Raw genomic sequence first — 26,342 nt, forward strand, 5'->3', positions numbered from 1 at the left:
ATTAGGGGCTTATATAAAAATTTAGGAGAATTTTCTATGAAAAAAGAAGATATAAAAGAGCTTATCGAATTTTTTAATGGTATGGAGATGAATCATATCAAGATAAAAAGTGGTGATTTTGAGGTCGAGGTAGAGAAATTTGCTGATTATTGCGCGCCTGCAAAGCCAGCGGCACAAGCAGCAGCTCCAGCGCCAACACCGGTAAATGTTGTCGTTAGCTCAGAGGTAAAACCAGCTGCAAATTCGCCAAAAGATAGCATAAAATCTCCTATGGTAGGTACTTTCTACGCTGCTCCAAGCCCAGGCGCTGCTCCATTTGTAAAAGCGGGCCAAAGAGTGAGAAAGGGCGATGTAGTGGGCATCATCGAAGCTATGAAGATCATGAACGAGATCGAGGCTGAGTTTGACTGCCAGATCACTGAGATGCTAGTCTCTGACGGACAGCCAGTTGAGTTTGGATTGCCGTTATTTGGCGTGGAGAAAAATTAATGGAATTAAAAAGAATTTTAATCGCAAACCGCGGTGAAATCGCTCTTCGTGCTTTGCGAACGATAAAGGAGATGGGTAAAGAAGCCGTTGTAGTTTATTCAACCGCTGACAAAGATGCGCTTTACGTAAAATACGCCGATGTGGCCATTTGCATCGGTAAAGAGCGCTCAAGTGACAGCTACCTAAATATCCCAGCTATCATAAGCGCAGCTGAGATCAGCGAAGCAGACGCTATATTCCCTGGTTATGGTTTTTTAAGTGAAAATCAAAATTTTGTTGAAATTTGCTCACACCACAAGATTAAATTTATTGGACCAAGCGTTGCTGCGATGGCTTTGATGAGTGACAAGAGCAAGGCAAAACAGGTCATGCAAAGAGCTGGCGTGCCAGTCATCCCTGGCTCAGACGGCGCTGTGGCTGACACAAAAGCAGCAAAAGAGTTAGCTAAAAAGATCGGCTATCCTGTCATACTAAAAGCTGCGGCAGGTGGTGGCGGACGCGGTATGCGCGTGGTTGAAAAAGAGGCTGATTTAGAAAAAGCATTTTGGTCGGCTGAGAGCGAGGCGATGAGTGCATTTGGCGATGGCACAATGTATATGGAAAAATATATCTTAAACCCACGCCACATCGAGGTTCAAGTCATCGGCGATAGCCATGGCAACGTGCTTCACATAGGTGAGCGCGACTGCTCTATGCAGCGCCGTCACCAAAAGCTGATCGAAGAGAGCCCAGCTATCTTGCTTGATGAAAAAACAAGAGAGAGGCTACATGAAACTGCCATAAAAGCGGCAAAAGCGATCGGCTACGAGGGAGCTGGTACGTTTGAGTTTTTGGTTGATAAAAATTTAGACTTTTACTTCATCGAGATGAACACAAGGCTTCAAGTCGAGCACACAGTAAGCGAAATGGTAAGCGGACTTGATATCATCGAGCTTATGATAAAAGTTGCCGAGGGCGAAAAGCTACCGTCACAAAAAAGCATCGAGCTAAAAGGCCATGCGATCGAGTGCAGGATCACGGCTGAGGATCCAAACACCTTCACTCCGTGCCCTGGCAAGATCACAAAATATGTCTGCCCAGGTGGCCGCAACGTGAGAATGGATAGCCACATCTATCAAGACTACTCTATACCGCCGTATTACGACAGTATGATCGGAAAGCTTGTTGTTTGGGACACTGATAGAAACAGAGCCATTCATAAGATGAAAGTTGCTCTTGATCAGCTCATAATAAGTGGCATCAAAACAACAAAAGACTTTCACATTGCCATGATGGAAAACAAAGACTTTTTAAGCAACAACTACGATACAAACTATCTTTCAAGACATTAAAACTAAATTTTAAACCATTGTCTTTTTGACTTTGGTTTAAAATTTCTTATTTTATATATAAGCCAAATTTTTAGATCGAGCTATTTTAAATTTAAGAGAAATTTAGCCAGTTTATAGTCACTTGCGAAACACAATAAATACTAAAAATTTATCTAAATTTATTAGTAGCAACTAAGTTTTGTGATATTCATACCATTTTTAAAATATGGCGGATAGGGCATAGTCACGGTAAATGGCACAGCTTTTTGCTTTGGTAAATTTTGAGCTACGTCAAATTTATATGCCACGGTGTTTGGCCTCTCGTCTTCATCGCCTCCAAAAACCCATGAGAAAAATGAAATTCCACTTGGTTTAAATAGAGCCTCGCCGCCAAGGTCATTTTTATTTAGCGGCTGATTAATGAGCTTAATTGTAAGAGTGCATTTGCTAATGGTAAATTTACCGATATTTCTTACTTGACCTCTAAAGACGATGCTTTCATTTCTTAGCACTCGCTCGCTTTTTACGCCTTCGACTATGCCTTTTTTGGTGTATTTATCAAGAACTAGCATCAAAAAAATGGCAAGCGTGGTTGAGACCAAAATGTTTGTAAAAAGTAGTGATAAAAATAGCTTTCGCTCGGCTCTAAGCGAGAGCACAAGAAATAAAATAGAAAGTAGTGCGATCGCGAAAAGCACGATGATATGAACGATAGTAAAGTAGTTTGAGCTCATCAAAAACACTCCGCTTTTTTGGTGATATTGTAGTCAATGAAGGCAAAGTCATTGACAAATTCTCTTATCTGCTTGCTCTGCTTTGGCAAAAGCACTTCATTTAAAATGATCCTTTTTTTAGCAAAAGGGTTTAATGAATTTAGAAAATTTCTCGTGCTTTGCTTTGAGCCAAGGTAGAAGCCAAGCTCGATTTTGCAAACGTTTAATGTGTAGTTTGAATTATTTGTGATGTTAAAATCAACCATCAATGCATCGACATATTGAAGCTGTTTTGTGTTTATTTTGCTTATGCTAACTGGTCTTAGATTTTCATTTATATATTTGTTTGCGTAGTAGTTGCCTGCAAAAAGTCCCAAAAAACCAGCTAGGATAAATAAAAATCCTATCTGCCACCATGATTTTATCGCGACGAAAATTCCTAAAAGCACGATAAATATAAAGGCTAAAAAGACCCAACCATAGGCTAGAAAGTCGATAAGTTTGGCGTTTTGAAGTATGAAAAGTATGTTATGCTTGATGCTATTTAACATCTCGCGATCTTTTTTCTTCGATGCCACTCATGCCAAAACGCCTTGCAAGCTCGTTTTTGACGGCATCTGGATGTATGTTGTGGGCTGAAAGTGCCACGAGTGAGTGAAAGCAAAGATCGGCTGCTTCATAGATGAGGTCATTTTTTGCTTTTTGCTCATCTTGTTTTATCTGCTTGGCAAAACTAAGCTCTTTTGCCGCCATGACAAGCTCCGTAGCCTCTTCGCCAACTTTTTTTAGAATTTGATTTTCACCCTTTTTAAAAAGACTTGCCACGTATGAAGTTTGCGGATCAGCATTTAGCTTTCTATCTTCTATAACGTGATAAAGCTCGTCAATGACGCCGTAACTTGGCTTTTTAACCTCGCTTTTTTCATCTGAAATTTCTAAATTTTCTAAATTTATCTCGTTAAAAAAGCAAGATCTTGCCCCAGTGTGACAAGCAGCGCCTCCGTTTTGAACGACTTTTAAGAGCAAAGTGTCGTTATCACAGTCTAAAAACGCAGCCTTGATCTCTTGCGTGTTACCACTCTCTTCGCCCTTTTTCCAAATTCTATTTTTAGTGCGAGAAAAGTAGTGAGCGTAGCGGCTAGATAGACTTAAATTTAGTGCTTCTTCGTTCATATAAGCAAGCATCAAAACCTCGTTTGTAGCGTGATCGCAAACCACCACCGGGAGCAATCCACCAACTTTTTGCCAGTCTATACTTTTTGCTACGCTATTCATTTTTACCTTTCGCTAACCGAGCTAGCTTTTGCCCTATCTTTTGCATCTAGCCAGATATTTGGCACAGCTCCGCCAGGTGTTAAGAAAATTTTGGCATCTTTGTTCTCTTTAAGAGCGTCGTTAAATCTATTTTGCGTCTCGATCTGTTTTAAATTTAATAAATTTTGATCGACACTTTTTGCGATCTCTTTGTTTGCATAAGCAGTCGCATCAGCCTCTATCTTGATAGCATCGGCCTTACCCTTTGCCTCGATGATCGCAGCTTTTGCAGTACCTTCTGCAAGGGCAGCTTGTTTTAGAGCCTCTTGATTTGCACGCTCGACCTCATATTTTGTCCTCTCGGCTTCTTGTTTAGCGATCTGGACACGCTCGATCTGCTCTTTTACCTTTGAAGGCAAGATGATCTCACGAAGCTGCACGGTTAGAAGCTCGACTGGCTTGTTTGGCTGAGAGTCGATGTCTTTTCTTATGCCCTCATCTATCTGCCTTGCTAGGTCGTTTCTCTTAGTTGGCAGCTCTTCGGCTGTGTATTTACCAGCGATGCTGCGAACCACGTCGCGCACGACAGGATCAACGATCTTGCTCTCCCAACTAAGACCCCAAGATGCGATAGTTTGTGGCGCATTTTCTGGATTTAGGCGGTATTGCACGGTTATATCGATGCTAACTGGTAAATTTCTAGCGTCTAAAACTGAGATAGAGTTTTTGCGTAAAATTCCAGCTCCCTGATAAGACTTTTGCAAGCTCTCGCCCATATCTTCGCCTGAAGTGTAGTTGATGATCCTAACTCTAGTATCAACTACGATGATGTTTTGGATAAATGGCAAAAAGAAGTGAAATCCTGGTTGTAAAGGATTTGGCTCATATTTACCCGCTGTGGCTTTGATGCCGACCTCGCCTGAGTGTATCACTTTAAATGGCTGAGTGATAGCAAGGATCGCGATAATGGCGATTATGATGTAGGCTAGCGCACCAAATTTGCCAAAGCCGCTTGGTATATTTGGCATTTTAAAATCCTTTTTAAAAGGTGGCTCTTTGTCGCTATTTTGACCTGAGCCCCTGTTGTCATTACCTGGCTTTTTTTTGTTGAAATAATCATTTAAATCAGCGGGCATTTCGTTCCTTTAAATCTTAAATATATGTTAAAAATGATTCGTATTTTTTGTTTAGACCATAAACTACGTCAAAGTAAGCTTTTTGTAGTCTCTTTGTCACTTCGCCTCTAGCACCGTTGCCGATGATGCGGTTATCTATGCTGTTTATAGGCGTTACTTCAGCTGCAGTGCCAGTGAAAAATGCCTCGTCGGCTGTGTATGCTTGATCTCTTGTGATGCGCTCTCTTCTTACTTCGATGTCAAGATCGTGAGCAAGTCTTATGACTGTATCTTGAGTGATGCTAAGTAGGCTGTTGTCGTTTGGTGGAGTGATCAATGCGCCATTTTCAACGATAAAAAAGCACTCGCCTGGACCTTCAGCCACAAAGCCCTCGCTATCAAGAAGTAGCGCCTCGTCGTATCCAGCCTCTTTTGCTTCGTAGTTTGCCATTTGTGAGCTTAGGTAGTTTGAGCTAGCCTTTGCTCTGTTCATTTGAGCAGCAGGAGCAAGTTTAGCAAAGCTTGAAATTTTAACTCTGATGCCTTTCTCTAAACCTTCATCGCCAAGATATGCACCCCACTCCCATGAAGCGATAGCAGTTTGCACTGGTGCTTTTGTGTGCGCTACGCCCATTACGCCGTATCCTAAAAAGATAAGTGGGCGGATATAGACGTTGCTGTTATATTTATTTGCGCGAAGTAGCTCGATCTGTGCTTTTTCAAGCTCTTCTTCAGTATAAGGCACGTTTAAAACGGTCATTTTTGCTGATCTTAAAAGTCTTTTTGTGTGGTCTTTGAGTCTAAAAATAGCTAGACCTTTTTTTGTTTTATAAGCTCTTGTGCCTTCAAATACGGCGTTAGCGTAGTGCAAAGAGTGAGTTAGAACGTGTACTTTCGCATCGTCCCATTTTACTAGTTTTCCATCCATCCAGATGAATTCTGAAGCGTTCATAATTAAACCTTTCTTTTTTAGAAATTTGATCCGAGTTTATCTAAAATTGCTTTAAATTTACATTTCTAAGCCCAAAATGTCCGTAAATTTTAGGCTAAAGTTACTTATCTAAAAGCTCTTTTATCGTCTTTGCCATCTCATCGATCGATGATGCTGCGCTTAAATTTATCAGATATTTGCCACTTACCACAAAGGCTGGCACACCGCTGATGCTTGCTACATCATAAGAGGCAAACCACTCGTTTAAAAGCTCTTTTGCACGATCTGAGCTTAGTGCTTTTTCATACTCGTCTTTGCTCACGTGAGCCGCATTTAGCGCTAGATCGATAAATCTTTGCTTATCTTTGCCGTCATTAAAGTCATCTTTTTCATCGTGTCTTGCTTTATAAATCGCAAATTTAGCTTGCTTAAATTTAGACTCATCACTTAGCAGATCAGTTCCATTTGCCTCATCTATCGATATAAGAGCGGCGAAAATTTTACTTGTAGTCTCGCCAAGTTTGCCTTTGGTGCTTAGGTGATATGGGATAAATTTAACCCCGTCAAGCTTTGACATCAGCTTTCTTGTGATCGTTCGGTCAAATTTATAGCAGTGAGGGCAGTCGTAGCTAAAGACCTTGACGACTGAGTTTTTAGGCACGTTAAGCGGTTTTGCTAGAGTTTGATACTCCACACCTTCAGTCAGTGCTGATAAATTTAGCGCAAAAAACGCACTTAAAATTAGCATTTTTATAAGCTTCATCTTTGCTCCTTATTATTTTTTTGTCATTTACCATTGCGGTTTTACTTTTTTGATATTTTCATAGTCAGTACCATTTACTAGGCGCTTTCTACTCGCATTAAATTCACCACTTATTAAGCTTCTTGATGCGTTATATTCAAGTGGTTTTGTGCCTATGATGTCGGCAAAAGTATGAATGATATCATCACTCATAAATTTATAATCTTTTGCCACTTCAAGTTTTTGCCAAATTTGTGGATATTTTGCTTTAAATTTATCAGTTCCTATAAATATAAGCGGAATTTCTAAAACAAAGCGATTTATCATGCCGTGACCTCTTATGCCATCTATCTCAAAAAGAGCTTCGCCGTGGTCAGAAAGATAGACTATCAAAGCTTCATCATCTTTGAAAATTTTATAAATTTCATTTATCACGTAATCATTATAAAGTACGCTATTTAGATACCAGGCAAAGCTCTCTTTTTGCCTAGGGTTCATTTTGTTTTGTAGATCATTGGCTGTAAATTTTGCAAAATCTTTTGGATACCTTAGGTCGTATTTAAAGTGATTTCCCATTAGGTGAATGATATAAAAATTTGACTCTCCAAGGTTTTGTTTTATCTTTGAAATTTCAGGCAAAAGTATGCCATCTGTTTCTCTGCCGGTATAATTTATAGCTGATGCAAATTTTTGTGTAAAAAATGTGATATCACTTCTATCTGCAACACTTTTTTGTGTTGTAGAGTATCCGCCGATATTGCTTTGATTACTTATCCATACTGTTTTGTATCCTACTAGACTAAACATATCAACGATGTTTAAACTCTTGCTCCAAGGCTCTTTGCTTTCATAGTTTGAGAAATTTAAAACCTTTGAAAGAGAACCATTTGTATATGTATCAGGGGAGGTAGTATCTGTATAGATTATGGCATTGCCACTTTGCTTTAATGCCATTAAATTTGGTGTAGTCGGCAAGCCAAAGCCATAAACGCTCATCTCGTTTCTTTGTAAGCTTTCACCGATCACAAAGACTACATTTGCTACTTTTTGCTCAGCTTTTATGTTTTGATTTGCTGCTTTAGATACGTCATAATCTTTTAAAATTTGTTTATTGCTAGCTAAAAAATTATCATCTAAAAGATATTTTTTTAAAACAAAAGCGTAGTTTATCAGGATATGTTCTGAGAGCTTACTTATAGCTCTATCAGCCTTATTAGACGATATTCTCATTGCTGATTTTGTAAAGAATACGGTTGCAAAAGCTATATAAATTACCGAAAGGACAATGATAGTTTTTCGGCTAAATTTTTTTATGTTAGATCTTTTATATCTTGTCATAGCGTAAAAGATGATACACAAAAGTATAGCAACTACTAGATATTTAGCTTCAAAAAATGTCTGGAAAAACTCACTGGCTTCATCTGGATTTGTGTGTAGCACACTATCTATTATTGCTATATTTATATCTGTTTTTAAACTTGTTAAAGTGAAAAAATTTATAAAACATAGAATAAAAATTATTAGTGCATAAACTAGATAAAGCCCTTTAAACAGCCCACGACTTAGCAAGTAAAGAATATGTGTGATAACTAAATTTAATAAAAATATAGTAGTTAAGCTTCTTGCCATATGCATAAGAGCTATACGGTCAGTTCCTTCAAAAAAGTAAATTTTATAGATATTTGCGATAAACATTACAAGCGTTGTAACCACAAATATATTTATAAATGGACTTTTTATGATGGTGTTAAAAAATTTGGTCATTTTTTACCTTATTTTGCTAGATCAGCTAGCACTTTTGCGGCGTGGTCTTTGGCTTTTACGCTTTTGTAAATTTTAACTATCTTGCCGTCTTTACCGATCACAAATGTGCTTCTAACTATGCCAAGATATTCTTTACCGTAGTTTTTCTTGACCTGCCAAACGCCATAAAGCTTTGAAATTTCTTTATCCTCATCACTTAAGAGGATGTGCTTTAAATTTTGCTTTGCGATAAAGCCCACATGCGACTTTACGCTATCTGGGCTAACGCCGATGATAACGGTGTCATTTTTGATAAACTGATCGTAGTTTGCGCTAAATTCGCAAGCCTCAGTCGTGCAGCCTGGAGTGTTGTCCTTTGGATAGAAGTAAAGCACCACATTTTTGCCTACAAAGTCCTTTAGTGCGACCTTTACGCCGTCTTGATTTAGCGCTTCAAACTCTGGCGCTTTATCGCCAACTTCAAGCGTTATCTTTCTCTCAATGTCTGCTTTGCTAAATTCGCTCATTTCATCCCCTTTCTTTTGTCCTCTACGCTCTCGCCGCCTACGCCGATATTGCCAGCGTCGTGAGTTTCGATAAAGATCATAACCGCCTCTTTTTTCTTGCCAAGCACTCTTACAAGCGTCTCGGTTACTTCTTTAAAAACTTGATCTTTTTGCTCTTTTGTAGGCTCTGGGCCTGCTATTTTGATATTAACATAAGGCATTTTTGCTCCTTTTTTAAGATGCAAAATATTAGCCAAAATGAGTGAAATTTCAGATTAAAGCCGTTATTTAAGAATTTGGCATTAAAATAAGCAAACTTCCAAAAGGAGCGAAAATGGATTATAACAGGCAAAATAAGGGCTTTGTTTGCTTTATGTATGGCTTTGGACGAAGCAGGGCGGTTTATGCAGTTTTGATGATACTAATGGCGCTTTTAGCTGTCTTTTTAACACTTACTTCAAACGCTCAAGCTGACGTTTCAAATTTACAAATAGCCCTTGGCATCATACTTTGTGGCCTTTTGCTGATCCTTATAAATCCTAAAATTTTCATTATCAAGCTAATTGGCTACTTAATCGCTTTAGCTGGCGTTATGATCGCCCTTCACAACGCAAATTTGCTAGGAGCGGACTTTAACTTATATTTTTACGCAAGCCTTATTTTTGGGGCATTTATGATGCTTATGCTTCTTAGCTGGTTTGTCTATAATGCAAGAAGCAGCGAAATAAATGAAATTTAGTTCGCCACTCCCATTAGCACGCTTGTATAGGTGTTTTGCTTAGGCTCTGAGCTTGTTGCATCGTTCATATTTATGCGGTCAGCCTCAAGCCCAGCTTTTATAAGCGCCTCTTTTACCGCATTTGCACGCTCATTTGCAAGCTCTACTAGTTTTGCTTTATCGACCTCGATGCTCTTTAGCGCCTCTTCTCTTAGGGCTTTTTCGCTTCTATCTTTTAAATTTGGCACAAGCTCATTTAAAACTGCGATGTAGTCTTTACCACTTGAAGCGATGATTTGATTGATCTTTTGATCTAGTTTTTTGTTTTTATAAAAGCTCTCATCTAGTTTTGAGTATGTTGGCGTTATGCTAAGCTTCATCTTAGGTTTTGAGCCAGTTAGCTTTATAAAATCAGCTATCTTAGGCGCTTCTGAGCTTATAAGCTCGCTACTTCCCGCAAGAAAATCAATATAGCTAAGATCTTTGCTGCCAAGTCCTAGGGCGTTGCCTAAAAATCTAAATGGAGCTAGCGTGATGTCAGCAAAGAGCTTTTTTACTGCAGCCCAGATGACGCCGCCATATTTAAAGTCAGGATCGTCTAAATTTCCCTCAACTGGCAGATCGATGTTTATTTGATTATTTTGATCGCTAAGTATCGAGATAGCAAGTGAAAGTGGTAAATTTACAGCATCTTTTGAATCAACCTTCTCTCCAAGTGTAAGTGAGTCAAAATTTATGAAATTTGAGCCATTTAGTTTTGAGTCGACGACGCTATAGTTTAGGTTTAAATTTAGCTTGCCTTTTTTGATCTTATAGCCCACAAACTGCCCGCTATATGGCGTTATATCAGTTAGATCGATATCTTTAAAGTTAAGTTTTATATCGGTATTTTGCTTTAGCTCAAACGGAAAGAGTTTTGCAGTGATCTGCGCAAAGCCATTTTTGCCAACCACACCTTGAAACTCGCCTGAGCTTGGGTGCTTTTTATCGATGTCTGTTAGCTTGCCATTTAGCTTTGAGATCGTTGTGGCAAATGGCATAAATAGCGATGCGTCCGAGAAATCAACCTCGCCATTTTTTAAAGAGAAGTTTTTCACGCTAAATTTTAGCTCGTCATCTTTCTTGCTAGTTGCCTTTTTGGTATCAGGTTTTGCCTCGGTTTTAGCCTTATTTTTATCCTCTTTTACGATCTGAGATAGGTTAAATTTACGCTCTTTACTTAGATGAGCCTTGATAAATGGAGAATTTAAGCTCACTCCGCTTATGGCAAGGTCATTTTTGGCAAATGAAATTTTTTCAAGATCAAGGCTTTTAAAGGCGATTAGTTTTTCAGCTTTTTTGCCATTTAGTCTTATATCTTTGATGCTAACTTTTGCATCTGCCTTGATATCTTTTGCATAGTGAAGCTGCGCATCTGCGCTCATCTGACCGCTAGCTAGAGATGCCTCTAGAAACGGCTTTGCATAGGCAAAATACTTTGGTAAATTTGTATCATTTAGCTTGATTTTTGCACTCACGTCAAGTGGCTCGATCTTTATCTTCGAATCAACATCCAAATTTAGCTTTTGTGAGCTTTTCATCGCCACTTTTGCATCAAATGGCTTGCTAAAATCGCTACTTAAATTTGCTACTTTTACAAAAAGATTATCAAATTTATGAGTGATCTTTTCGCCTTCAAAAAGATGCGTCAAAGCAATATCTGCGTTATTTACATTTATATTTTTTACATCAAATTTAAACTCATTTTCTTTGCTTTTTGAAGCGCTTTTATTTTCAGCTTTTTTCTCTACTTTTTTAGAGTGTTTTGCTGCCTTTGTAGCTTTTGCGCTCTGCTCGCCAAATCCTAGCTCATTTACAGCGCTTAGACCATTGTCGTTTAGTTCTGAAGTAAATTTAGGCTTATTAACATCGACACTAGCGATATTTAGAGCCATTTTTAAAATATCAAAGCTTATGCTCTTTATCGCCACGTCAGCGACGCTTGCTATATCTTTATTTTTTGCTTTAAGCTCTATGTTTTTTACATTTAGCTCATCAAGGCTCGCAAGGCTTTTGTTGCCATCCATTGTAAAATTTGTATTTGTCACGCCAGCGCTTGCTACGTTTGCATTTGCGTTTTTGCTAAGTGGCGCGTTGATGCCATTTAGTGCTATTTTTTCAAGCGTTAGCGCGGTTTTGTTATTTGCTAAATTTAGATTTAAATTTGAAGCATTTATATCTTTTAAATTTGCTAAATTTCTATCTGCTTCATCTACTTTAAGAGCGTTTGCACCTACGCTTTTTAGCTTGGCTGTGGCGTTTAGCTCGCTCTTTTCATTTAAATTTGCAAAAAGCGAGATATCACTTAAATTTAGTGATTTTAAGCTTGCAGAGGTAGCACTTTTAAAAGAGATATCATTTAAATTTATAGCGCTTAAATTTAGCTCAGCCTCTGTTTTGTCAGCTATCTTGCTAACAAGGTCAAATTTTGGAAGCTCAAGTTCGCCAAGGCTAAGCTCATTTGCGCCTTCATCAAGGCTTAGTCCTTTTACATTTAAAAAGCCATCTTTTAAATTTATCCTAGTTGCGTTCTCATCGGCTTTTAAAGCGTAGTTTATCTTTAAGTTTATAACGGCATTTTTTAGATTTAACGTGTCATTATCTATAAAACTTATCGCAACTGGCTTTATGCTAAAGTCCTTTATGCTGACGTTGCCATCTATTTTTAGTGGATTTAGCTTGATATCGCCATTTAGATCGATCTTGTGCGCTAGGCTTGAATTTGAGTCAAAGATGTGACTACCAGCGCTATTTTTCTTCGTATTTAGCGAGCTAAGCTCGTAGTTTATATCATCAAAGCTTACATTAAATGGCTTTGTTAAATTTTGATCGCTATATGAAAATGAACCTTTGATGATCTTGGCGTTATTTAGCGCGAAATTTATCGAGCTAGTGCTGTTATCTTCGCTAGTTGCGTTATCATCGCTTATAAAATTACTAAAGTTAAAATTTGCTTTTTTATCTCTTGCGATCTTTACTTTTGGCTCATCTAGCCTAAAAATGTCTATCTCAACTAGCTTTTTAAAGATAGAAAATGGCTTTAACTTAAGGTCGATCTGCTTCGTGCTAAAAAGCGGAGAAGTGGTGTTTAGTTCGGCATTTGTAGCGTTTAGCTCGAAGGTAAATGGGTTAAATTTAGCATCACTTACAAAAAGCGTTGCGTTGTAGTCTTTTAGGTATTTTGGCGCGATATTTTTGATAGCATAAGGCAGACCAAAAAAGCCAAGAAGCGTGTAGATAAGCAAAAGTGAGACTACGCAGATGCCGGTGATTAGGGCTATTTTTTTCTTTTTATCCATTGTGAAATTTACCTTTTTGTCAGCTAAAATGAGCCTTGATTTTACTTTAAAAAAGGTTAAAAGTTAGTTAGAAATTTCAAATTTTCTATACATTAAATTTACACTTATCTTAATAATACTTTTATGCATTTCGTATTACTATTTGTCAAATGTTTTTTAAACAAAGGAGCGAGTGATGAAGAGATTTTTGGCTTTATTGTTTTTGTTGTTTTCTGCCTTTGCTTATGCAAATGAAAATGCCGTTGTGGTCGCTATCGAGGAGCAAACACCTCGTATAAATCCACTCTATGACGAGGATCACGATCCTACGCTTTCGCTGGTTTTCTCTGGACTTACTAGCCATGATGAAAATAGCCACGTCGTGCCTGAGCTTGCCAAATCTTGGCAGGTGAGCGATGATGGGCTGGAGTATATTTTTGAGCTAAGAGATGATGCTTTTTGGCATGATGGGGTGAAATTTAGCGCAAAGGACGTTAAATTTACCATTGAAGCGGCTCAAGATAAGAAGCTAAACGCGCCTGCTATCTCAAACTACGAGGTGGTAAAAAGCGTTGAAATTTTAGGCGATTATAAAGTTAAGATCACGCTAAAAGAGCCTTTTCCGCCGTTTCTTGACGCGCTTAGTTTTGGTGTTTTGCCTGAGCACATTTTAAATGGCAAAGATATCGCGACTGATAAATTTAATGACGCACCTATTGGCACTGGCGCATACAAGCTTGTAAAATGGAAAAAAGATGAGAGCTTGGAGTTTGTGGCAAATGATAAATTCTATAAAGGCAAGCCAAAGATAAAAAGGTTATTTTTAAAGATAGTTGGCGATGAAAATTTAAGACTTGTGGGTCTTAAAAGCGGTGAGATCGACGTTGCGCTCATCTCTCCAACTGGTGTAAATTTCATAAAAGATGATAAAAAATTAAGCTTGCTTAAATTTAAAAGTGCGGACTATAGAGCTTTGATGTTTAACTTTAATGATCCTCTTTTTCAAGATAAAAATGTAAGAATCGCCCTAAACTACGCGGTTAATAAAGACGAGATCGTTAAAAAACTATTTCACGGATATGCAAGCGTAGCGAACAACCCGATAGAAAAAAGCTTTGCAAACGATGAGGAGTTTAAATTTAGCTACGATCCGCAAAAGGCTAGGGAGCTGCTTGAAAAAAGTGGCTTTAAGAAAAACAAGGCTGGCTTTTTTGAAAAGGACGGCAAGGAGCTTGGCTTTGACATCTACGCCTTTAATAACGACATTTTAAGGGTCAATCTAGCTAAAATTTTAAGCAGCGAGTTTGAGAAATTTGGCGTAAGAGCTAAAGCCTATGCAAAGCCAAAAACAGCCTTTAGCATAAGCAAGGTTGATAGCTTTGTGATCGGCTGGGGCAGCCCATTTGATCCAGACTTTCACACATATAGGATTTTTGGCGGATTTGCAGACATCGATGTCAATGAAAATGGCTGGAACTTTAGCCACTACAAGGATGCAAACGTCGATCTTGCCCTAAAAAACGCGAGATATACAAAGGACGTGGAGCTTAGGAAAAAATACTACAAAGAATTTCTAAAAGCGCTTTTTGAAAATCCACCTTACATTTTTATAGCCTATCTTGACTATCCGCTCGTTTTTAACAACAAAATTTCAGGCATCAAGACGCAAATTTTAGGCCACCATGGGGCTGGATTTTTATGGAACATAAGAGAGTGGCAAGTAAAATAGTGGATAAAAACTTTGTTTAGAGCCATTTTAAAAACAGCGATCTCAAGCCTTGGATTGCTGTTTTTTATCTCATTTTTTCTATTTTTGCTCATATATTTTTTGCCAGGAAATGTCACTGATGCGATGTTTTTGCGAAGCGAGGCGGTGAGCGTGGCTATAAAGGAGCAAATTTTAGAAAATTTGGGGCTAAAAGATGGCTTTTTTGTGCAGTATTTTAGATGGCTGGCTCACTTTGTCACGGGGGACTTTGGCACTAGTTTTGTAAGTGGTGCAAGCGTTTTTTTACTCATTAAAGAGAGACTTTTAAACTCGCTTATTTTGTTTGTGTGCTCATTTGTCTTAATAGCTCTTTTCTCCTTTTTCTTGGGGCTTTTAAGTGCCATTTATAAGAATAAATTTGCCGACATCTTTATAAATTTTAGCTCCTTTTTGCTGGCATCACTACCGCATTTTTACATCGCACTCGTGCTAATAGCTATCTTTAGCGTCTATCTAAACGTGCTACCAAGTTCAGGCGCAAACGAGCTAGGATCTAGCGGAGTTGGGGCTAAATTTATCATCTTGCCAACGCTTGCCATCATCTTGCCACACCTTGGCGCAAACGTGAAATTTGTAAGAGACAGGCTAAATCAAAGCCTAAATGCTGACTTTATCCAGACGGCTCACGCTAGAGGTTTGGGACGGGGCAAAATTTATCTCTTTGCGATAAAGCACGCTAGCACCGATATAGTCTATTATTTTGCTACTCTTGTAGCTGGCGTTTTTGCTGGTTCATACGTCATTGAGAGCATTTTTTCATTTCCTGGCATAGGCAAGCTTAGCCTTGATGCAGTCATCGCCAAAGACTACCCAGTCGCACTTTCGACCATTTTGCTAACGGCTGTTTTTGTCGTTTTTGCAAATTTACTGGCTAAAATTTTTGCCATCTTGGCAGACAAGAGAAATTTATGAGAAAAGTCATATTTTTCCTAGCCTGTTTTGTCTTTTTGTCGCTTGTCGCATTTGCCTTTGTGACGCCATTTTTTTCTAAATTTGAGCCAAATTTCACTGACTTTATGGCGGTAAATTTAGCCCCAAGTAGCGAGCACATCTTTGGCACTGACATCCTAGGCAGGGACAATCTCATAAGAGTGGCCTACGCGCTTAAAAACTCGCTTCTTGTCTTGCTTTTAGCTGGCTTTTTAACGACGCTTTTCTCGCTCATCTACGCATATTTTGGCACGAGCAAGAGCAGAGCCTGTGAGAGCCTTTTTGATAAGGGGCTTGATGCTTTTTTAAGTATCCCAAACATTGTGTTTATCATGCTTTTTAGCTCATTTAGTAGTGGAGATCTGCTTATAACATCTTTTATCATCGCCATTTGCTCGTTTATGCAGGGCGCAAAAGTTTTTATGCAAAATTTAAGGCTTAGTAAAAAGTGCGACTACGCCGAGCAAGCTGTGATAAATGGAGCTGGTAAATTTAGCCTTATCTGCTTTGAAATTTTGCCAAATTTAAAGCATTTAATAATTAGTATCTTTGGTATAAACGCGATAAACGCTGTCGTAATGGAGGCAACGCTTGGCTTTTTTGGCGTGGGTAGCGACGCAAATAAAATAAGCCTTGGCATCATGCTAAACGAGAGCAAAGAGGCGCTTTTTCTTGGCTCTTGGTGGATGGTGCTTTTCCCTGGTGTGACGCTCTTTTTGCTCATCCTTGCAACCTCGATCATCACGTCAAATTCAAAAAATGGCAATATAAAAATATGATAGAGATTAAAAATTTAAACGTTTTTTATAAGGATAAGAAGCTTTTGCGTGAGCTTGATTTTGGCATGAGCGAGGGTAAATTTATAGGTATCACGGGTGCAAGTGGCAGTGGCAAATCGCTCTTTGCAAAGAGCCTAATAAGGCTTTTTGATGATGATTTTAGAGTGAGGGCGGATAAATTTAGCATTTATAAAAAAGATATCTTAAAACTTAGCCAAAATGAGCTAAAAGAGCACCGAAAAAAGGTCGCCGCGCTCATCTTTCAAAACTCAGTTGCAAGCCTTCATCCACTCTTAAATGTGGGCGATCACTTTAATGCCTATCTTGGCGGCGATAATAAAACGAATAAAGAGCTTGCATTTACTTATTTTAGGGAGTTTGGGCTGGATAACGCAAATCTCATCTGGCACAAATACTCATACGAGCTAAGTGGCGGCGAGGCGAGCCGTGTGCAGATCGCTCTGGCGCTTTGCCTGAAGCCAAAAATCCTAATCTGCGACGAGATAACAAGCGGGCTTGATAGCATTAGCGGTAGCCACGTGGCGGGCATCTTAGAGAGCCTAAAGGGCAAGATGAGCGTTATCTTTATCTCGCACGATGAGGCGCTGACAAGCTATCTTAGTGATGAAATTTGGCAGATGAGGGATGGGCGGCTAAATTTAAAGGAAAATGCGTGAAAATCAGGCTTGAAAACGTCTCAAAAAGTTTAAGTTTTAAGGAGCATTTTAACGCTAGAGCTGAAGTTTTGCACCTTTTAGAGGGGATAAGTTGCGAGCTTGATGATGGCGAAAATTTAGCCATTTTGGGGCAAAGTGGCAGTGGCAAAAGCACGCTTGCAAAGCTCATATCATTTAGCGAGCCAAAAAGTGGGGGCAAAATTTATATAAACAGTGAAGAGATCACGGACAAAAATAAGCTCAAAAAAGATATCAGATATATCTTGCAAAACCAAAAACAAGCCCTAAATCCAGCGCTAAAAGTAAAAACCGCGATCGCCCACGTGAGGTCATATCTTAAGCTTAGCTTTAGCCAAAATGAGCTCAAAGAGCTTTTGGTAAATTTAAATTTAAAAGATGAAATTTTAGAAAAATATCCATCTCAACTAAGTGGCGGCGAGGCGACGAGGGTTGGGATACTGCTAGCGCTTCTTTCAAAGCCAAAAGTCCTAATCTGCGACGAGATAACAAGCGGACTTGATAACGAAACGAAGCAAAAGATCATAAATTTGCTTTTAAGCTTGGATGAAAAGATCAGCATTATCTTTATCACGCACGATATTTTAAGTGCGATGAAGATAGCGCAAAAGGTGCTAATCATCGAATCTGGCAAGCAAGTGGCGTGGGGTAAATTTGAGGATCTCACAAGCCAAAATGTCCTTAAAAAATACCTCGATGCAGCTAAATTTTATGACGTCAAACTTTGATATAATGCAAGCAAAAAAGGTCAAATTTGTTAGTTCATATCTGCTGCTCGGTCGATAGCCACTATTTTTTACAGCGCCTACGAAAAGATCATCCAAATGAACGAATAGTAGGCTATTTTTACGATCCAAATATACATCCATATAGCGAGTTTTTACTGCGTTTTGAGGACGTGAAGCGAAGCTGCGAGAAGCTTGGCATAAAGCTAATATGTGGCGAGTATGACTACGAAGCTTGGCTTGGTGGCACAAAGGGGCTTGAAGATGAGCCAGAAAAGGGCAAAAGGTGCGAGTACTGCTTTGATTTTCGTATGAAAGACTCAGCTAAAAAGGCGCTAGATCTTGGTCTAAATAAGATCACAACGACACTTTTAATGAGCCCAAAAAAGGACTTTACTCAGCTTAAAAAGGCGCTTGATGAGGCGGTGGCTGGCTCAAATTTAGAGGCGGTTGCGGTTGATTATAGAAAAAATGGTGGCACAAGCGAGCAGTTTATCCTCGCTAAAAAGGACAAGCTCTATCACCAAAACTACTGCGGCTGCGTCTTTGCGCTAAAAAAACAGCGCGACTCTCAAAATTTGCCCCAAAGTGAGCTAATGAGCGAGCTACACGCAAGAGCACTTTTTGGAAGCATAGAAGCGAGGCTTGATCTTTATAAAAAGGTGCGCCTTTGCGAGGCGAGAGGAGAGAAATTTCACCTTTTTAGAAGGAGATTTTTAAACTACAGGCTTTTGCGCGCTAGTGTTAAATTTCAAAATGCTGTGGTGCCAAGCTACTTTGTGCTCTACTCTGGCTTCAAAAGAGAGAATTTAAAGCTTAATGTAGAGCGCGACTGCGAGATCGATGATGAGCTAAAAGAGGGCTCGATATTTATTAGCATAGAGCGCTTTAATAAATTTACAAATAGCAAATTTAAAAGCGTTGATGAGCTTTGTAAAAGGCCGCTTGAGCTTGACGCTGAGATGAAATTTCGCCGTGATATAAGCGGGGAGTTTTCGCAAAATCCTATCATCATCTTAGACGAGGTCAAAAAGGGCAGCTACGAAATTTATGCAAAGGCTGTTTTTTACAACGACAGCGAAGAAATTTTGGTTTTAGAGAGCTAAATTTAGACCCATTAAGGCTAAATTTCAGAGATTTTAAAAGAGGCTAATAATTTTTTTCTTAGTATAAATTTGTTACAATCTGCCAAAATTTACATTACTAAGGCTAAAACGTGATAGACGTCGTAGAAATTCAAAAAATTCTCCCACATAGATTTCCTTTTTTGCTTATCGATAGAGTTGTCGAGCTAGAGCCTGCAAAAAACATCGTCGCTTATAAAAATGTAACCATTGGCGAGCCGATATTTCAGGGGCACTTCCCAGGCCACCCGATCTATCCTGGCGTGATGATCATTGAAGGCATGGCGCAAGCTGGCGGCGTGCTAGCGTTTAAGAGTATGAGCGACGAGCATCAAGCTGGCATTGAAAATAAAGTGGTCTATTTTATGAGCATAGACGGAGCGAAATTTCGCCATCCAGTCCGCCCTGGAGATAGGCTAGAGTATAGATTAAATGTATTAAAACATAAAGGCAATATCTGGGTGCTTGAGGGCAAGGCATACGTCGATGATGTGCTATGCGCCGAGGCTGAACTAAAAGCGATGATAGTCGATAAATAGGCTTTTGCTTAAAAAAGAGAGACAATGAAAAATATCCACCAAACAGCAGTTATAGAAGATGGAGCGATCATTGGAGATGACGCAAATATCGAGGCTTACGCATTTGTAAGTAAAGATGCGGTCCTTGGCAACAACGTCACGATAAAACAAGGCGCAAGGGTGCTTGGCAAGACGAGGATCGGCGATAACTCTCGTGTATTTAGCTACGCGATCGTGGGCGACATCCCGCAAGATATCAGTTATAAAGATGAGGTCGATACTGGCGTCATCATCGGCGAGCACGCAACTATACGTGAGTTTTGCACGATAAACTCAGGCACGCACAAGGGCGATGGCATAACAAGGATCGGCGATAACGCCTTTATCATGGCATATTCTCACATCGCACACGACTGCATAATAGGTAGCAACGTCATTTTGGCAAATAACGCAACTCTAGCTGGTCACGTTGAGCTTGGCGACTACGCTGTTGTGGGCGGTCTTACGCCTATTCATCAGTTTGTTAGAGTGGGTGAGAGCTGCATGGTCGCAGGGGCTAGTGCGCTCAGTCAAGATGTAGTGCCATTTTGCCTAGCTGAGGGCAATAGAGCCTATATAAGAAGCTTAAATTTAGTTGGCATTAGGCGTAGATTTGATAAAGAGCAGGTTGAAGAGCTTGTTCGCGCTTATAAATTTTTGTTTAATCAAGGCATCAGCCTAAAAGATCAAGCAAACGAGCTGATCGCAAAAACCAGCGACGAAAATGTTAAAAAAATGTGTAAATTTATATTAGAAACGACAAGAGGAATTCCGCTTGCAAAAGGAAGAGATTAATGGCTAGAAAGTGTAATTTTTGTGGCGAGGCTGAGTCTGCTGAGAGAAGATTATTAGCAGATATCGAAGGAAACGCCTATATATGCGAGTACTGTATAGCAGCAGCATACGATATGATACATGGTGATACGAGTGTAGAAGAGAGTAAAAACGAAGAGACGATAGAGTATCAAAAGCTCACACCAAAGGAGCTAAAAGCGGTACTTGATAACTACGTGATCGGTCAAGATAGGGCTAAAAAGGTCTTTAGCGTCGGCGTATATAACCACTATAAGAGAATTTTTAAACAAAGCGACATCAAAGACGACACTGAAATTTCAAAATCAAACATCTTGCTTGTTGGTCCAACTGGAAGCGGCAAGACGTTGATGGCTCAGACTTTGGCGAGATTTCTTGACGTGCCTATCGCGATTTGCGATGCGACAAGCCTAACCGAGGCTGGATATGTCGGCGAGGACGTTGAAAACATCCTTACAAGGCTCTTGCAAGCTGCAAATGGTGACGTTAAAAAGGCGGAGCAGGGCATTGTATTTGTCGATGAGATCGATAAGATCGCTAGAATGAGCGAAAACAGAAGCATCACAAGAGACGTTTCAGGCGAGGGCGTGCAGCAAGCGCTTTTAAAGATCATCGAAGGCAGCGTCGTAAATATCCCACCAAAAGGCGGCAGAAAGCACCCAAATCAAGACTTCATCCAGATAGATACGACAAATATCTTATTTGTTTGCGGCGGTGCATTTGATGGACTTCTTGATATCATCGAGCGCAGAGTTGGTAAAAACGTACTTGGCTTTAACCAAGAAAAACGTGGCAAAAACGAAAAAGAAAATTTACTAAGCCTGCTTGAGCCAGACGATCTTGTAAAATATGGCCTCATCCCAGAGCTTATCGGCAGACTTCACGTGGTGGCTACATTAAATGAGATAACAAAAGAGGATATGGTTAAAATTTTGACCGAGCCAAAAAATGCGATATTAAAACAATATCAAAAGCTCTGTGTGATCGACGGCGCTACGCTTAAATTTGATGATGAGGCGCTTGAAGAGATAGCGAGCCTTGCTATCGAGCGAAAAACTGGAGCAAGAGGGCTTAGAAGCATAATGGAAGAGCTCATGACAGACATAATGTATGATCTGCCAGAGCTAAAAGACTACGATATCGTGATCTCAAAAGAGACGGTAAAAGATAAGGCAAAGCCGATTTTGGTAAAGCACAATAAATTAACAGCGTAAAGGAAATAGATGTTTTTAGATCAGGTTATAGGTTTTTTCTCAAGTGATATGGGTATAGATTTAGGTACGGCAAACACTTTGGTTTTGGTAAAAGATAAGGGAATAATCATAAATGAACCATCAGTTGTTGCAGTAAGACGTGAAAAATATGGAAAACAAAAAATTCTAGCAGTTGGCCACGCTGCAAAAGAGATGGTGGGGAAAACTCCTGGCGACATCGAGGCGATAAGACCGATGAGAGATGGCGTTATCGCGGACTTTGACATGACAGAGAGGATGATACGCTACTTTATAGAAAAGACTCATAGAAGAAAAAATTTCTTACGCCCAAGGATCATCATCTCAGTTCCTTACGGACTTACTCAGGTTGAGAGAAAGGCTGTTAGAGAGAGCGCACTAAGTGCTGGTGCAAGAGAGGTATTTTTGATAGAAGAGCCTATGGCAGCAGCTATCGGAGCAAATTTACCAGTTCGTGAGCCACAAGGCAACCTTGTAGTTGATATTGGCGGTGGTACGACTGAGATCGGTGTCGTCTCACTTGGCGGTCTGGTAATATCAAAATCTATCCGCACAGCTGGCGACAAGATAGATAGCAGCATAGTTAATTACATAAAAGAAAAATACAACTTACTAATAGGCGAGAGAACAGGCGAGGAGATAAAGATCGCTGTGGGCTCTGCTGTGCAGCTTGAAAAAGAGTTAAGCGTAGTGGTAAAAGGACGCGACCAAGTGAGCGGCCTTTTAAGCAGGGTTGAGCTAACAAGCGAGGATGTGAGAGAGGCGATGAGAGAGCCGCTAAAAGAGATCGCAGATGCGCTAAAAACTGTGCTTGAGATGATGCCGCCTGATCTTGCTGGTGATATCGTCGAGACTGGTATCGTGCTAACTGGCGGTGGAGCACTTATTAGAGGGCTTGATAAGTTCTTGTCTGATATCGTTAAGCTTCCAGTATTTGTAGCTGATGAGCCGCTTCTTGCTGTTGCTAGAGGTACAGGCAAGGCACTTCAAGAGATCGGACTTTTACAACAGCTAACAAATGAAGAGTAAGATTGTTCTTTTTGTTTTTATAGCGTTGCTTGCTGGCGCCTCGATGTTTAAGGGCGAAATTTTAAGCAACATCTCTATTAAATTTAGCAACTACGCTATAAATTCATACGACAATTTTGCCAAAAGCGTGAAAGATTATATAAACGAATATTTTAGGCAGGCTAGCGAGATAGAAAAACTAAGAGCGCAAAACAAAGAGCTAGAGCGCTCAGCGACGCTTCTATCTACTTTTGCAAACGAGCTAAATCAAATTTTAAAAGATAAAAACTCAACTGCCTACGCCCCAGCTGTAAAGCTAGTAAAAGGGCTTAGTTACGTGCATATCGGGGATTATAATAAAATTTGGATAAGCGAGTTTGAAGGATACGACCCAAATAAAATTTACGGGCTCATCTATCAAGGAAGCAGCGCTGGCATCGTCATCGCAAAAGATGGCAAGCCACTAGCTTACTTGCAAAATGACCCAAAAAGTATATTTGCAGTCTATATAGGAAATGACAAAATTCCAGGCGTCGCGCATGGAAATCAAGGTCAAATAATGGTGAAATTTATCCCACAATGGCTCAGCCCAAAAGAGGGCGACGAGGTCTTTACGAGCGGGCTTGACGGGATATTTTTTAGTGGGGTGCCAGTAGGGCGCGTGAGTAAAATTTTAAAAGAGAGCTCCTATCAAAGCGTGATAGTAGAGCCCTATGCAAAGCTAAACATACCAAACTACCTATACGTTGTAACAAAGGAAAAATGATGCCAAAAAGAACAGATATAAATACCATTTTGCTAATCGGCTCAGGCCCTATCGTCATCGGTCAAGCCTGCGAATTTGACTACTCAGGCACACAAGCAGCCAAGACACTAAAAGAGCTTGGATATCGCGTAGTGCTTATCAACTCAAACCCAGCCACCATCATGACTGACCCAAATTTCGCCGACGCAACGTATATAGAGCCGATCACAAAAGATAGCATTTTAAGGATCATCGAAAAAGAAAATATTGACGCCATTTTGCCAACGATGGGCGGACAAGTGGCGCTAAATGCCGCTATGGAGGTCTTTGAGAGTGGCCTTTTAAAGGATGTCAAATTTCTTGGTGCAAACCCAGAAGCGATAAAAAAGGGCGAAGATAGACAAATTTTTAAAGCGACTATGCAAAAGATCGGCATGGACCTGCCTGAGAGTAGATATGCTTATAACATGGACGACGCGCTAAATGCGGCAAACGAGATAGGCTTCCCACTCATCATAAGAGCTAGCTACACGCTTGGTGGCGCAGGAAGCGGCGTGGCTTACAATATGGACGAATTTAAAGAGCTAGCCAACACAGGCCTTGACGCAAGCCCGATACATGAAATTTTGATAGAAGAGAGCTTGCTTGGTTGGAAAGAGTACGAGATGGAGGTCATCAGAGATAGAAATGACAACTGCATCATCGTCTGCTCGATCGAGAATTTCGACCCAATGGGCGTTCACACAGGCGATAGTATCACGGTTGCACCAGCTTTAACGCTCACAGATAAAGAGTATCAGGCGATGCGTGACGCTAGCTTTGCCATACTTCGTGAGATCGGCGTTGATACTGGTGGCAGTAACGTGCAGTTTGCCATAGACCCAAAAACTGGCCGCATGATCGTTATCGAGATGAACCCACGCGTTAGCCGAAGCTCAGCACTTGCTAGTAAAGCTACCGGCTACCCGATCGCAAAGGTTGCGACGCTGCTTGCAGTTGGTTTTAGCCTAGATGAGATCAAAAACGACATCACAGGCACGCCTGCTAGCTTTGAGCCGGTGATTGATTACATCGTGACAAAGATCCCGCGCTTTACATTTGAGAAATTCCCAGGATCAAACCCATATCTAGGCACCGCGATGAAGTCAGTCGGCGAGGTTATGGCGATAGGCAGGACATTTAAAGAGAGCATCCAAAAGGCGCTTTGCAGTCTAGAGCGTGATCTTTGCGGATTTAACAGCCTTAGCCTAGAGAAAAACGCTTTGATTTATGGCATCAGAAATGCAAATGAGAGAAGAATTTTATATCTAGCACAAGCCTTTAGAGATGGCTTTAGCGTGGCTGAGGTGCATGAATTTAGCAAGATCGATCCTTGGTTTTTGGAGCAAATTTATGAGATAGTTAAATTTGAAGATAAGATCGACATGGATATCTTAAACAACGAAGAGCTACTTCGAGAGGCTAAAAGTATGGGCTTTTCAGATAAGATGATAGCTGTGCTTATAAATGAAAAAGACGATCTTGAGCTTAGCCAAAATGATATCTATTTTGCCAGAGAGAAGCTTGGCATCGAGCTTGAATACAACGAGGTTGATACTTGCGCGGGCGAATTTAAGGCGCTAACGCCATATCTTTACTCAACCACAAATATCACTAAATTTCCTAAAAAAGAGCTAGCAAAAGAGGCTAAAAAGGTGATGATAATAGGCGGCGGACCAAATAGGATCGGCCAGGGCATAGAGTTTGACTACTGCTGCGTGCATGCAAGCTACGCCCTAAGAGACCTTGGCATAAAAACGATAATGTATAACTGCAACCCAGAAACCGTCTCAACCGACTACGACACGAGCGATATTTTGTACTTTGAGCCGATAGATTTTGAGCACGTTAGATCAGTCATCGAGCGTGAAAAGCCAGACGGCGTGATCGTGCATTTTGGCGGTCAAACTCCGCTTAAATTTGCAAAACGCCTAAGCGTGATCGGCGCTAAGATCATCGGCACAACCGCAAGAGTGATCGACGTGGCCGAGGATAGAAAGAAATTTAGCGAATTTATAAATAAAATAGGCGTCCTTCAGCCTAAAAATGACACCGCTACTAGCTTAGAAGAAGCCTTGCAAAAGGCCGCTACTATCGGCTATCCAGTGCTTGTTCGCCCAAGCTACGTCCTAGGCGGCAGGGCGATGAGAAGGGTGCATAACGAGAGCGAGCTAAAAGAGTATATGAGCGAGGCGGTAAAGGTTAGCAACCACTCGCCAGTGCTACTTGATAAATTTTTACAAGATGCAAAAGAGCTCGACGTAGACGCGATATGTGACGGCAAAGAGGTCTATATAGGTGCGATAATGGAGCACATCGAGGAGGCTGGAATTCACTCTGGCGACTCAGCTTGCATATTGCCACCGATGAGTTTAAGCGCAGAAATGATAAAAAAAGTGGAGAAGCAAACTAGAGATATCGCGCTAAATTTAGGCGTTGTTGGCCTTATGAATATCCAGTTTGCTATCTATGAAAATGAGCTTTATATGATCGAGGTAAATCCTCGCGCGAGCAGGACCGTGCCGTTTGTGAGCAAGGCTACTGGCGTGCCTATGGCAAAGGTGGCTACAAGAGTTATGTGGCAGGGAAATTTACGTGAGGCGCTTAAATTTTATGATGATTACAGGGTTGTTTATGAAGAGGGCGACATCTTAAAACCTCGCGTAAGTTCGCATGTTTGCGTAAAAGAGTGCGTGCTGCCGTTTAACAAGCTAAGTGGCGCTGATCTCATCCTTGGTCCTGAGATGAAGAGCACGGGCGAAGTCATGGGCATAAGCCACGACTTTGCAAGCTCATTTGCAAAGAGCCAGATCGCTGCTAGCAATACTTTGCCAAGCAAAGGCAGGGTATTTTTAACGCTAGCTGACGCTGATAAATCTTACGCGCCTGATCTTGCAAAAGAGCTAATAGCGCTTGGTTTTAGCATCGTCGCAACTGGCGGTACGCATAAAATTTTAAGCGAAGCTGGCGTGGAGGCCGAGTTTGTCTATAAGATAAGCGAGGGCAGACCAAACGTCGAAGATAGGCTAAAAAATGGCGACATAGCACTTGTTATAAACACAAGCGATACTAAATCAAGCGTGGATGAT

25 protein-coding genes are annotated in these 26,342 nt (G+C 40.4%); 15 read left to right on the forward strand and 10 right to left on the reverse strand.

The window, feature by feature from the left end:
• The first annotated feature begins 36 nt into the window (after window positions 1-36).
• Both accB and G6W41_RS07380 read left to right on the forward strand, forming a co-directional pair.
• On the forward strand, window positions 37-489 hold the full coding sequence (accB, locus tag G6W41_RS07375; protein WP_103647795.1) for an acetyl-CoA carboxylase biotin carboxyl carrier protein: 453 nt from the start codon (window positions 37-39) through the stop codon (window positions 487-489).
• The gene (locus tag G6W41_RS07380) at window positions 489-1,820 is read left to right on the forward strand and encodes an acetyl-CoA carboxylase biotin carboxylase subunit (protein WP_107849835.1); all 1,332 of its coding nucleotides are present in this window, start codon (window positions 489-491) and stop codon (window positions 1,818-1,820) included. The genes accB and G6W41_RS07380 overlap by 1 nt, the downstream gene beginning before the upstream one ends.
• A 161-nt stretch (window positions 1,821-1,981) precedes the next feature.
• Here the strand turns inward: G6W41_RS07380 and G6W41_RS07385 are convergent, their stop codons facing one another.
• The 9 genes from G6W41_RS07385 to G6W41_RS07425 form a co-directional block, all read right to left on the reverse strand.
• A complete protein-coding gene (locus G6W41_RS07385; protein WP_103574729.1) occupies window positions 1,982-2,533 on the reverse strand; it encodes a DUF2393 family protein in 552 nt (183 codons plus the stop codon).
• Window positions 2,533-3,063: a DUF2393 family protein gene (locus tag G6W41_RS07390; protein ID WP_103569306.1), complete on the reverse strand. Its 531-nt coding sequence runs from the start codon at window positions 3,061-3,063 to the stop codon at window positions 2,533-2,535. Before G6W41_RS07390 ends, G6W41_RS07385 begins: the two co-directional genes overlap by 1 nt.
• On the reverse strand, window positions 3,053-3,787 hold the full coding sequence (hisIE, locus tag G6W41_RS07395) for a bifunctional phosphoribosyl-AMP cyclohydrolase/phosphoribosyl-ATP diphosphatase HisIE (protein ID WP_194171092.1): 735 nt from the start codon (window positions 3,785-3,787) through the stop codon (window positions 3,053-3,055). Before hisIE ends, G6W41_RS07390 begins: the two co-directional genes overlap by 11 nt.
• Window positions 3,788-3,789: 2 nt before the next feature.
• On the reverse strand, window positions 3,790-4,902 hold the full coding sequence (locus G6W41_RS07400; RefSeq protein ID WP_194171093.1) for a prohibitin family protein: 1,113 nt from the start codon (window positions 4,900-4,902) through the stop codon (window positions 3,790-3,792).
• Between the two features lie 16 nt (window positions 4,903-4,918).
• Window positions 4,919-5,833, reverse strand: a complete 915-nt coding sequence (locus tag G6W41_RS07405; protein ID WP_002939975.1) for a branched-chain amino acid transaminase — start codon at window positions 5,831-5,833, stop codon at window positions 4,919-4,921.
• A 100-nt stretch (window positions 5,834-5,933) separates the two neighbouring features.
• Entirely contained in the window at window positions 5,934-6,575 is a 642-nt protein-coding gene (locus G6W41_RS07410) for a thiol:disulfide interchange protein DsbA/DsbL (RefSeq protein WP_103571729.1), read from the reverse strand.
• A 27-nt stretch (window positions 6,576-6,602) separates the two neighbouring features.
• Window positions 6,603-8,318 carry a phosphoethanolamine transferase gene (locus G6W41_RS07415; protein WP_194171094.1) on the reverse strand — a complete coding sequence of 572 codons (1,716 nt, stop codon included), beginning with the start codon at window positions 8,316-8,318 and terminating at the stop codon, window positions 6,603-6,605.
• 8 nt (window positions 8,319-8,326) lie between these two features.
• Window positions 8,327-8,824 carry a thioredoxin-dependent thiol peroxidase gene (bcp, locus tag G6W41_RS07420; RefSeq protein WP_087579500.1) on the reverse strand — a complete coding sequence of 166 codons (498 nt, stop codon included), beginning with the start codon at window positions 8,822-8,824 and terminating at the stop codon, window positions 8,327-8,329.
• Entirely contained in the window at window positions 8,821-9,024 is a 204-nt protein-coding gene (locus G6W41_RS07425; RefSeq protein ID WP_009295389.1) for a tautomerase family protein, read from the reverse strand. The genes bcp and G6W41_RS07425 overlap by 4 nt, the downstream gene beginning before the upstream one ends.
• Before the next feature lie 113 nt (window positions 9,025-9,137).
• On the opposite strand from G6W41_RS07425, the gene G6W41_RS07430 reads away from it, so the two are divergent.
• Window positions 9,138-9,542, forward strand: coding sequence for a hypothetical protein (locus tag G6W41_RS07430; protein ID WP_194171095.1), 405 nt, complete (start codon window positions 9,138-9,140; stop codon window positions 9,540-9,542).
• Here G6W41_RS07430 and G6W41_RS07435 read toward each other — a convergent pair.
• Window positions 9,539-12,859 (reverse strand): DUF748 domain-containing protein, encoded by a 3,321-nt coding sequence (locus G6W41_RS07435; RefSeq protein ID WP_194171096.1) that lies wholly within the window; start codon window positions 12,857-12,859, stop codon window positions 9,539-9,541. The genes G6W41_RS07430 and G6W41_RS07435 overlap by 4 nt on opposite strands.
• A 175-nt stretch (window positions 12,860-13,034) precedes the next feature.
• Between G6W41_RS07435 and G6W41_RS07440 the strand changes: the two genes are divergently transcribed.
• The 12 genes from G6W41_RS07440 to carB all read left to right on the forward strand — a co-directional run.
• The gene (locus G6W41_RS07440; protein WP_194171097.1) at window positions 13,035-14,567 is read left to right on the forward strand and encodes an ABC transporter substrate-binding protein; all 1,533 of its coding nucleotides are present in this window, start codon (window positions 13,035-13,037) and stop codon (window positions 14,565-14,567) included.
• Between the two features lie 12 nt (window positions 14,568-14,579).
• On the forward strand, window positions 14,580-15,518 hold the full coding sequence (locus G6W41_RS07445; RefSeq protein WP_194171098.1) for an ABC transporter permease: 939 nt from the start codon (window positions 14,580-14,582) through the stop codon (window positions 15,516-15,518).
• Window positions 15,515-16,315, forward strand: coding sequence for an ABC transporter permease (locus tag G6W41_RS07450; RefSeq protein ID WP_194171099.1), 801 nt, complete (start codon window positions 15,515-15,517; stop codon window positions 16,313-16,315). The genes G6W41_RS07445 and G6W41_RS07450 overlap by 4 nt, the downstream gene beginning before the upstream one ends.
• Window positions 16,312-16,992: an ATP-binding cassette domain-containing protein gene (locus tag G6W41_RS07455; protein WP_194171100.1), complete on the forward strand. Its 681-nt coding sequence runs from the start codon at window positions 16,312-16,314 to the stop codon at window positions 16,990-16,992. The genes G6W41_RS07450 and G6W41_RS07455 overlap by 4 nt, the downstream gene beginning before the upstream one ends.
• Entirely contained in the window at window positions 16,989-17,738 is a 750-nt protein-coding gene (locus G6W41_RS07460) for an ATP-binding cassette domain-containing protein (RefSeq protein WP_194171101.1), read from the forward strand. Before G6W41_RS07455 ends, G6W41_RS07460 begins: the two co-directional genes overlap by 4 nt.
• Before the next feature lie 26 nt (window positions 17,739-17,764).
• The gene (locus tag G6W41_RS07465; protein ID WP_194171102.1) at window positions 17,765-18,841 is read left to right on the forward strand and encodes an epoxyqueuosine reductase QueH; all 1,077 of its coding nucleotides are present in this window, start codon (window positions 17,765-17,767) and stop codon (window positions 18,839-18,841) included.
• Between the two features lie 110 nt (window positions 18,842-18,951).
• Window positions 18,952-19,398, forward strand: a complete 447-nt coding sequence (gene fabZ, locus G6W41_RS07470; RefSeq protein ID WP_004317884.1) for a 3-hydroxyacyl-ACP dehydratase FabZ — start codon at window positions 18,952-18,954, stop codon at window positions 19,396-19,398.
• 24 nt (window positions 19,399-19,422) lie between these two features.
• On the forward strand, window positions 19,423-20,211 hold the full coding sequence (lpxA, locus tag G6W41_RS07475; RefSeq protein WP_009295380.1) for an acyl-ACP--UDP-N-acetylglucosamine O-acyltransferase: 789 nt from the start codon (window positions 19,423-19,425) through the stop codon (window positions 20,209-20,211).
• Window positions 20,211-21,443: an ATP-dependent Clp protease ATP-binding subunit ClpX gene (clpX, locus tag G6W41_RS07480; RefSeq protein ID WP_194171103.1), complete on the forward strand. Its 1,233-nt coding sequence runs from the start codon at window positions 20,211-20,213 to the stop codon at window positions 21,441-21,443. Before lpxA ends, clpX begins: the two co-directional genes overlap by 1 nt.
• Window positions 21,444-21,452: 9 nt before the next feature.
• Window positions 21,453-22,490: a rod shape-determining protein gene (locus tag G6W41_RS07485; RefSeq protein ID WP_002939972.1), complete on the forward strand. Its 1,038-nt coding sequence runs from the start codon at window positions 21,453-21,455 to the stop codon at window positions 22,488-22,490.
• Complete coding sequence (gene mreC, locus G6W41_RS07490; RefSeq protein ID WP_004317872.1) at window positions 22,480-23,235, forward strand: rod shape-determining protein MreC; 756 nt, start codon at window positions 22,480-22,482, stop codon at window positions 23,233-23,235. The genes G6W41_RS07485 and mreC overlap by 11 nt, the downstream gene beginning before the upstream one ends.
• Window positions 23,235-26,342, forward strand: a 3,108-nt coding sequence (gene carB / locus G6W41_RS07495) for a carbamoyl-phosphate synthase large subunit (protein ID WP_194171104.1), incomplete at its 3' end; no start/stop codon positions are given. The genes mreC and carB, both read left to right, overlap by 1 nt.

The sequence above is a fragment of the Campylobacter concisus genome (assembly GCF_015230035.1).
Classification (GTDB): Bacteria; Campylobacterota; Campylobacteria; order Campylobacterales; family Campylobacteraceae; genus Campylobacter_A; species Campylobacter_A concisus_BK.

Coding starts and splice junctions, on each gene's coding strand:
- accB (WP_103647795.1), top strand. CDS start 37: ATGAAAAAAGAAGATATAAAAGAGCTTATCGAATTTTTTAATGGTATG.
- G6W41_RS07380 (WP_107849835.1), top strand. CDS start 489: ATGGAATTAAAAAGAATTTTAATCGCAAACCGCGGTGAAATCGCTCTT.
- G6W41_RS07385 (WP_103574729.1), bottom strand. CDS start 2,533: ATGAGCTCAAACTACTTTACTATCGTTCATATCATCGTGCTTTTCGCG.
- G6W41_RS07390 (WP_103569306.1), bottom strand. CDS start 3,063: ATGTTAAATAGCATCAAGCATAACATACTTTTCATACTTCAAAACGCC.
- hisIE (WP_194171092.1), bottom strand. CDS start 3,787: ATGAATAGCGTAGCAAAAAGTATAGACTGGCAAAAAGTTGGTGGATTG.
- G6W41_RS07400 (WP_194171093.1), bottom strand. CDS start 4,902: ATGCCCGCTGATTTAAATGATTATTTCAACAAAAAAAAGCCAGGTAAT.
- G6W41_RS07405 (WP_002939975.1), bottom strand. CDS start 5,833: ATGAACGCTTCAGAATTCATCTGGATGGATGGAAAACTAGTAAAATGG.
- G6W41_RS07410 (WP_103571729.1), bottom strand. CDS start 6,575: ATGAAGCTTATAAAAATGCTAATTTTAAGTGCGTTTTTTGCGCTAAAT.
- G6W41_RS07415 (WP_194171094.1), bottom strand. CDS start 8,318: ATGACCAAATTTTTTAACACCATCATAAAAAGTCCATTTATAAATATA.
- bcp (WP_087579500.1), bottom strand. CDS start 8,824: ATGAGCGAATTTAGCAAAGCAGACATTGAGAGAAAGATAACGCTTGAA.
- G6W41_RS07425 (WP_009295389.1), bottom strand. CDS start 9,024: ATGCCTTATGTTAATATCAAAATAGCAGGCCCAGAGCCTACAAAAGAG.
- G6W41_RS07430 (WP_194171095.1), top strand. CDS start 9,138: ATGGATTATAACAGGCAAAATAAGGGCTTTGTTTGCTTTATGTATGGC.
- G6W41_RS07435 (WP_194171096.1), bottom strand. CDS start 12,859: ATGGATAAAAAGAAAAAAATAGCCCTAATCACCGGCATCTGCGTAGTC.
- G6W41_RS07440 (WP_194171097.1), top strand. CDS start 13,035: ATGAAGAGATTTTTGGCTTTATTGTTTTTGTTGTTTTCTGCCTTTGCT.
- G6W41_RS07450 (WP_194171099.1), top strand. CDS start 15,515: ATGAGAAAAGTCATATTTTTCCTAGCCTGTTTTGTCTTTTTGTCGCTT.
- G6W41_RS07455 (WP_194171100.1), top strand. CDS start 16,312: ATGATAGAGATTAAAAATTTAAACGTTTTTTATAAGGATAAGAAGCTT.
- lpxA (WP_009295380.1), top strand. CDS start 19,423: ATGAAAAATATCCACCAAACAGCAGTTATAGAAGATGGAGCGATCATT.
- clpX (WP_194171103.1), top strand. CDS start 20,211: ATGGCTAGAAAGTGTAATTTTTGTGGCGAGGCTGAGTCTGCTGAGAGA.
- G6W41_RS07485 (WP_002939972.1), top strand. CDS start 21,453: ATGTTTTTAGATCAGGTTATAGGTTTTTTCTCAAGTGATATGGGTATA.
- mreC (WP_004317872.1), top strand. CDS start 22,480: ATGAAGAGTAAGATTGTTCTTTTTGTTTTTATAGCGTTGCTTGCTGGC.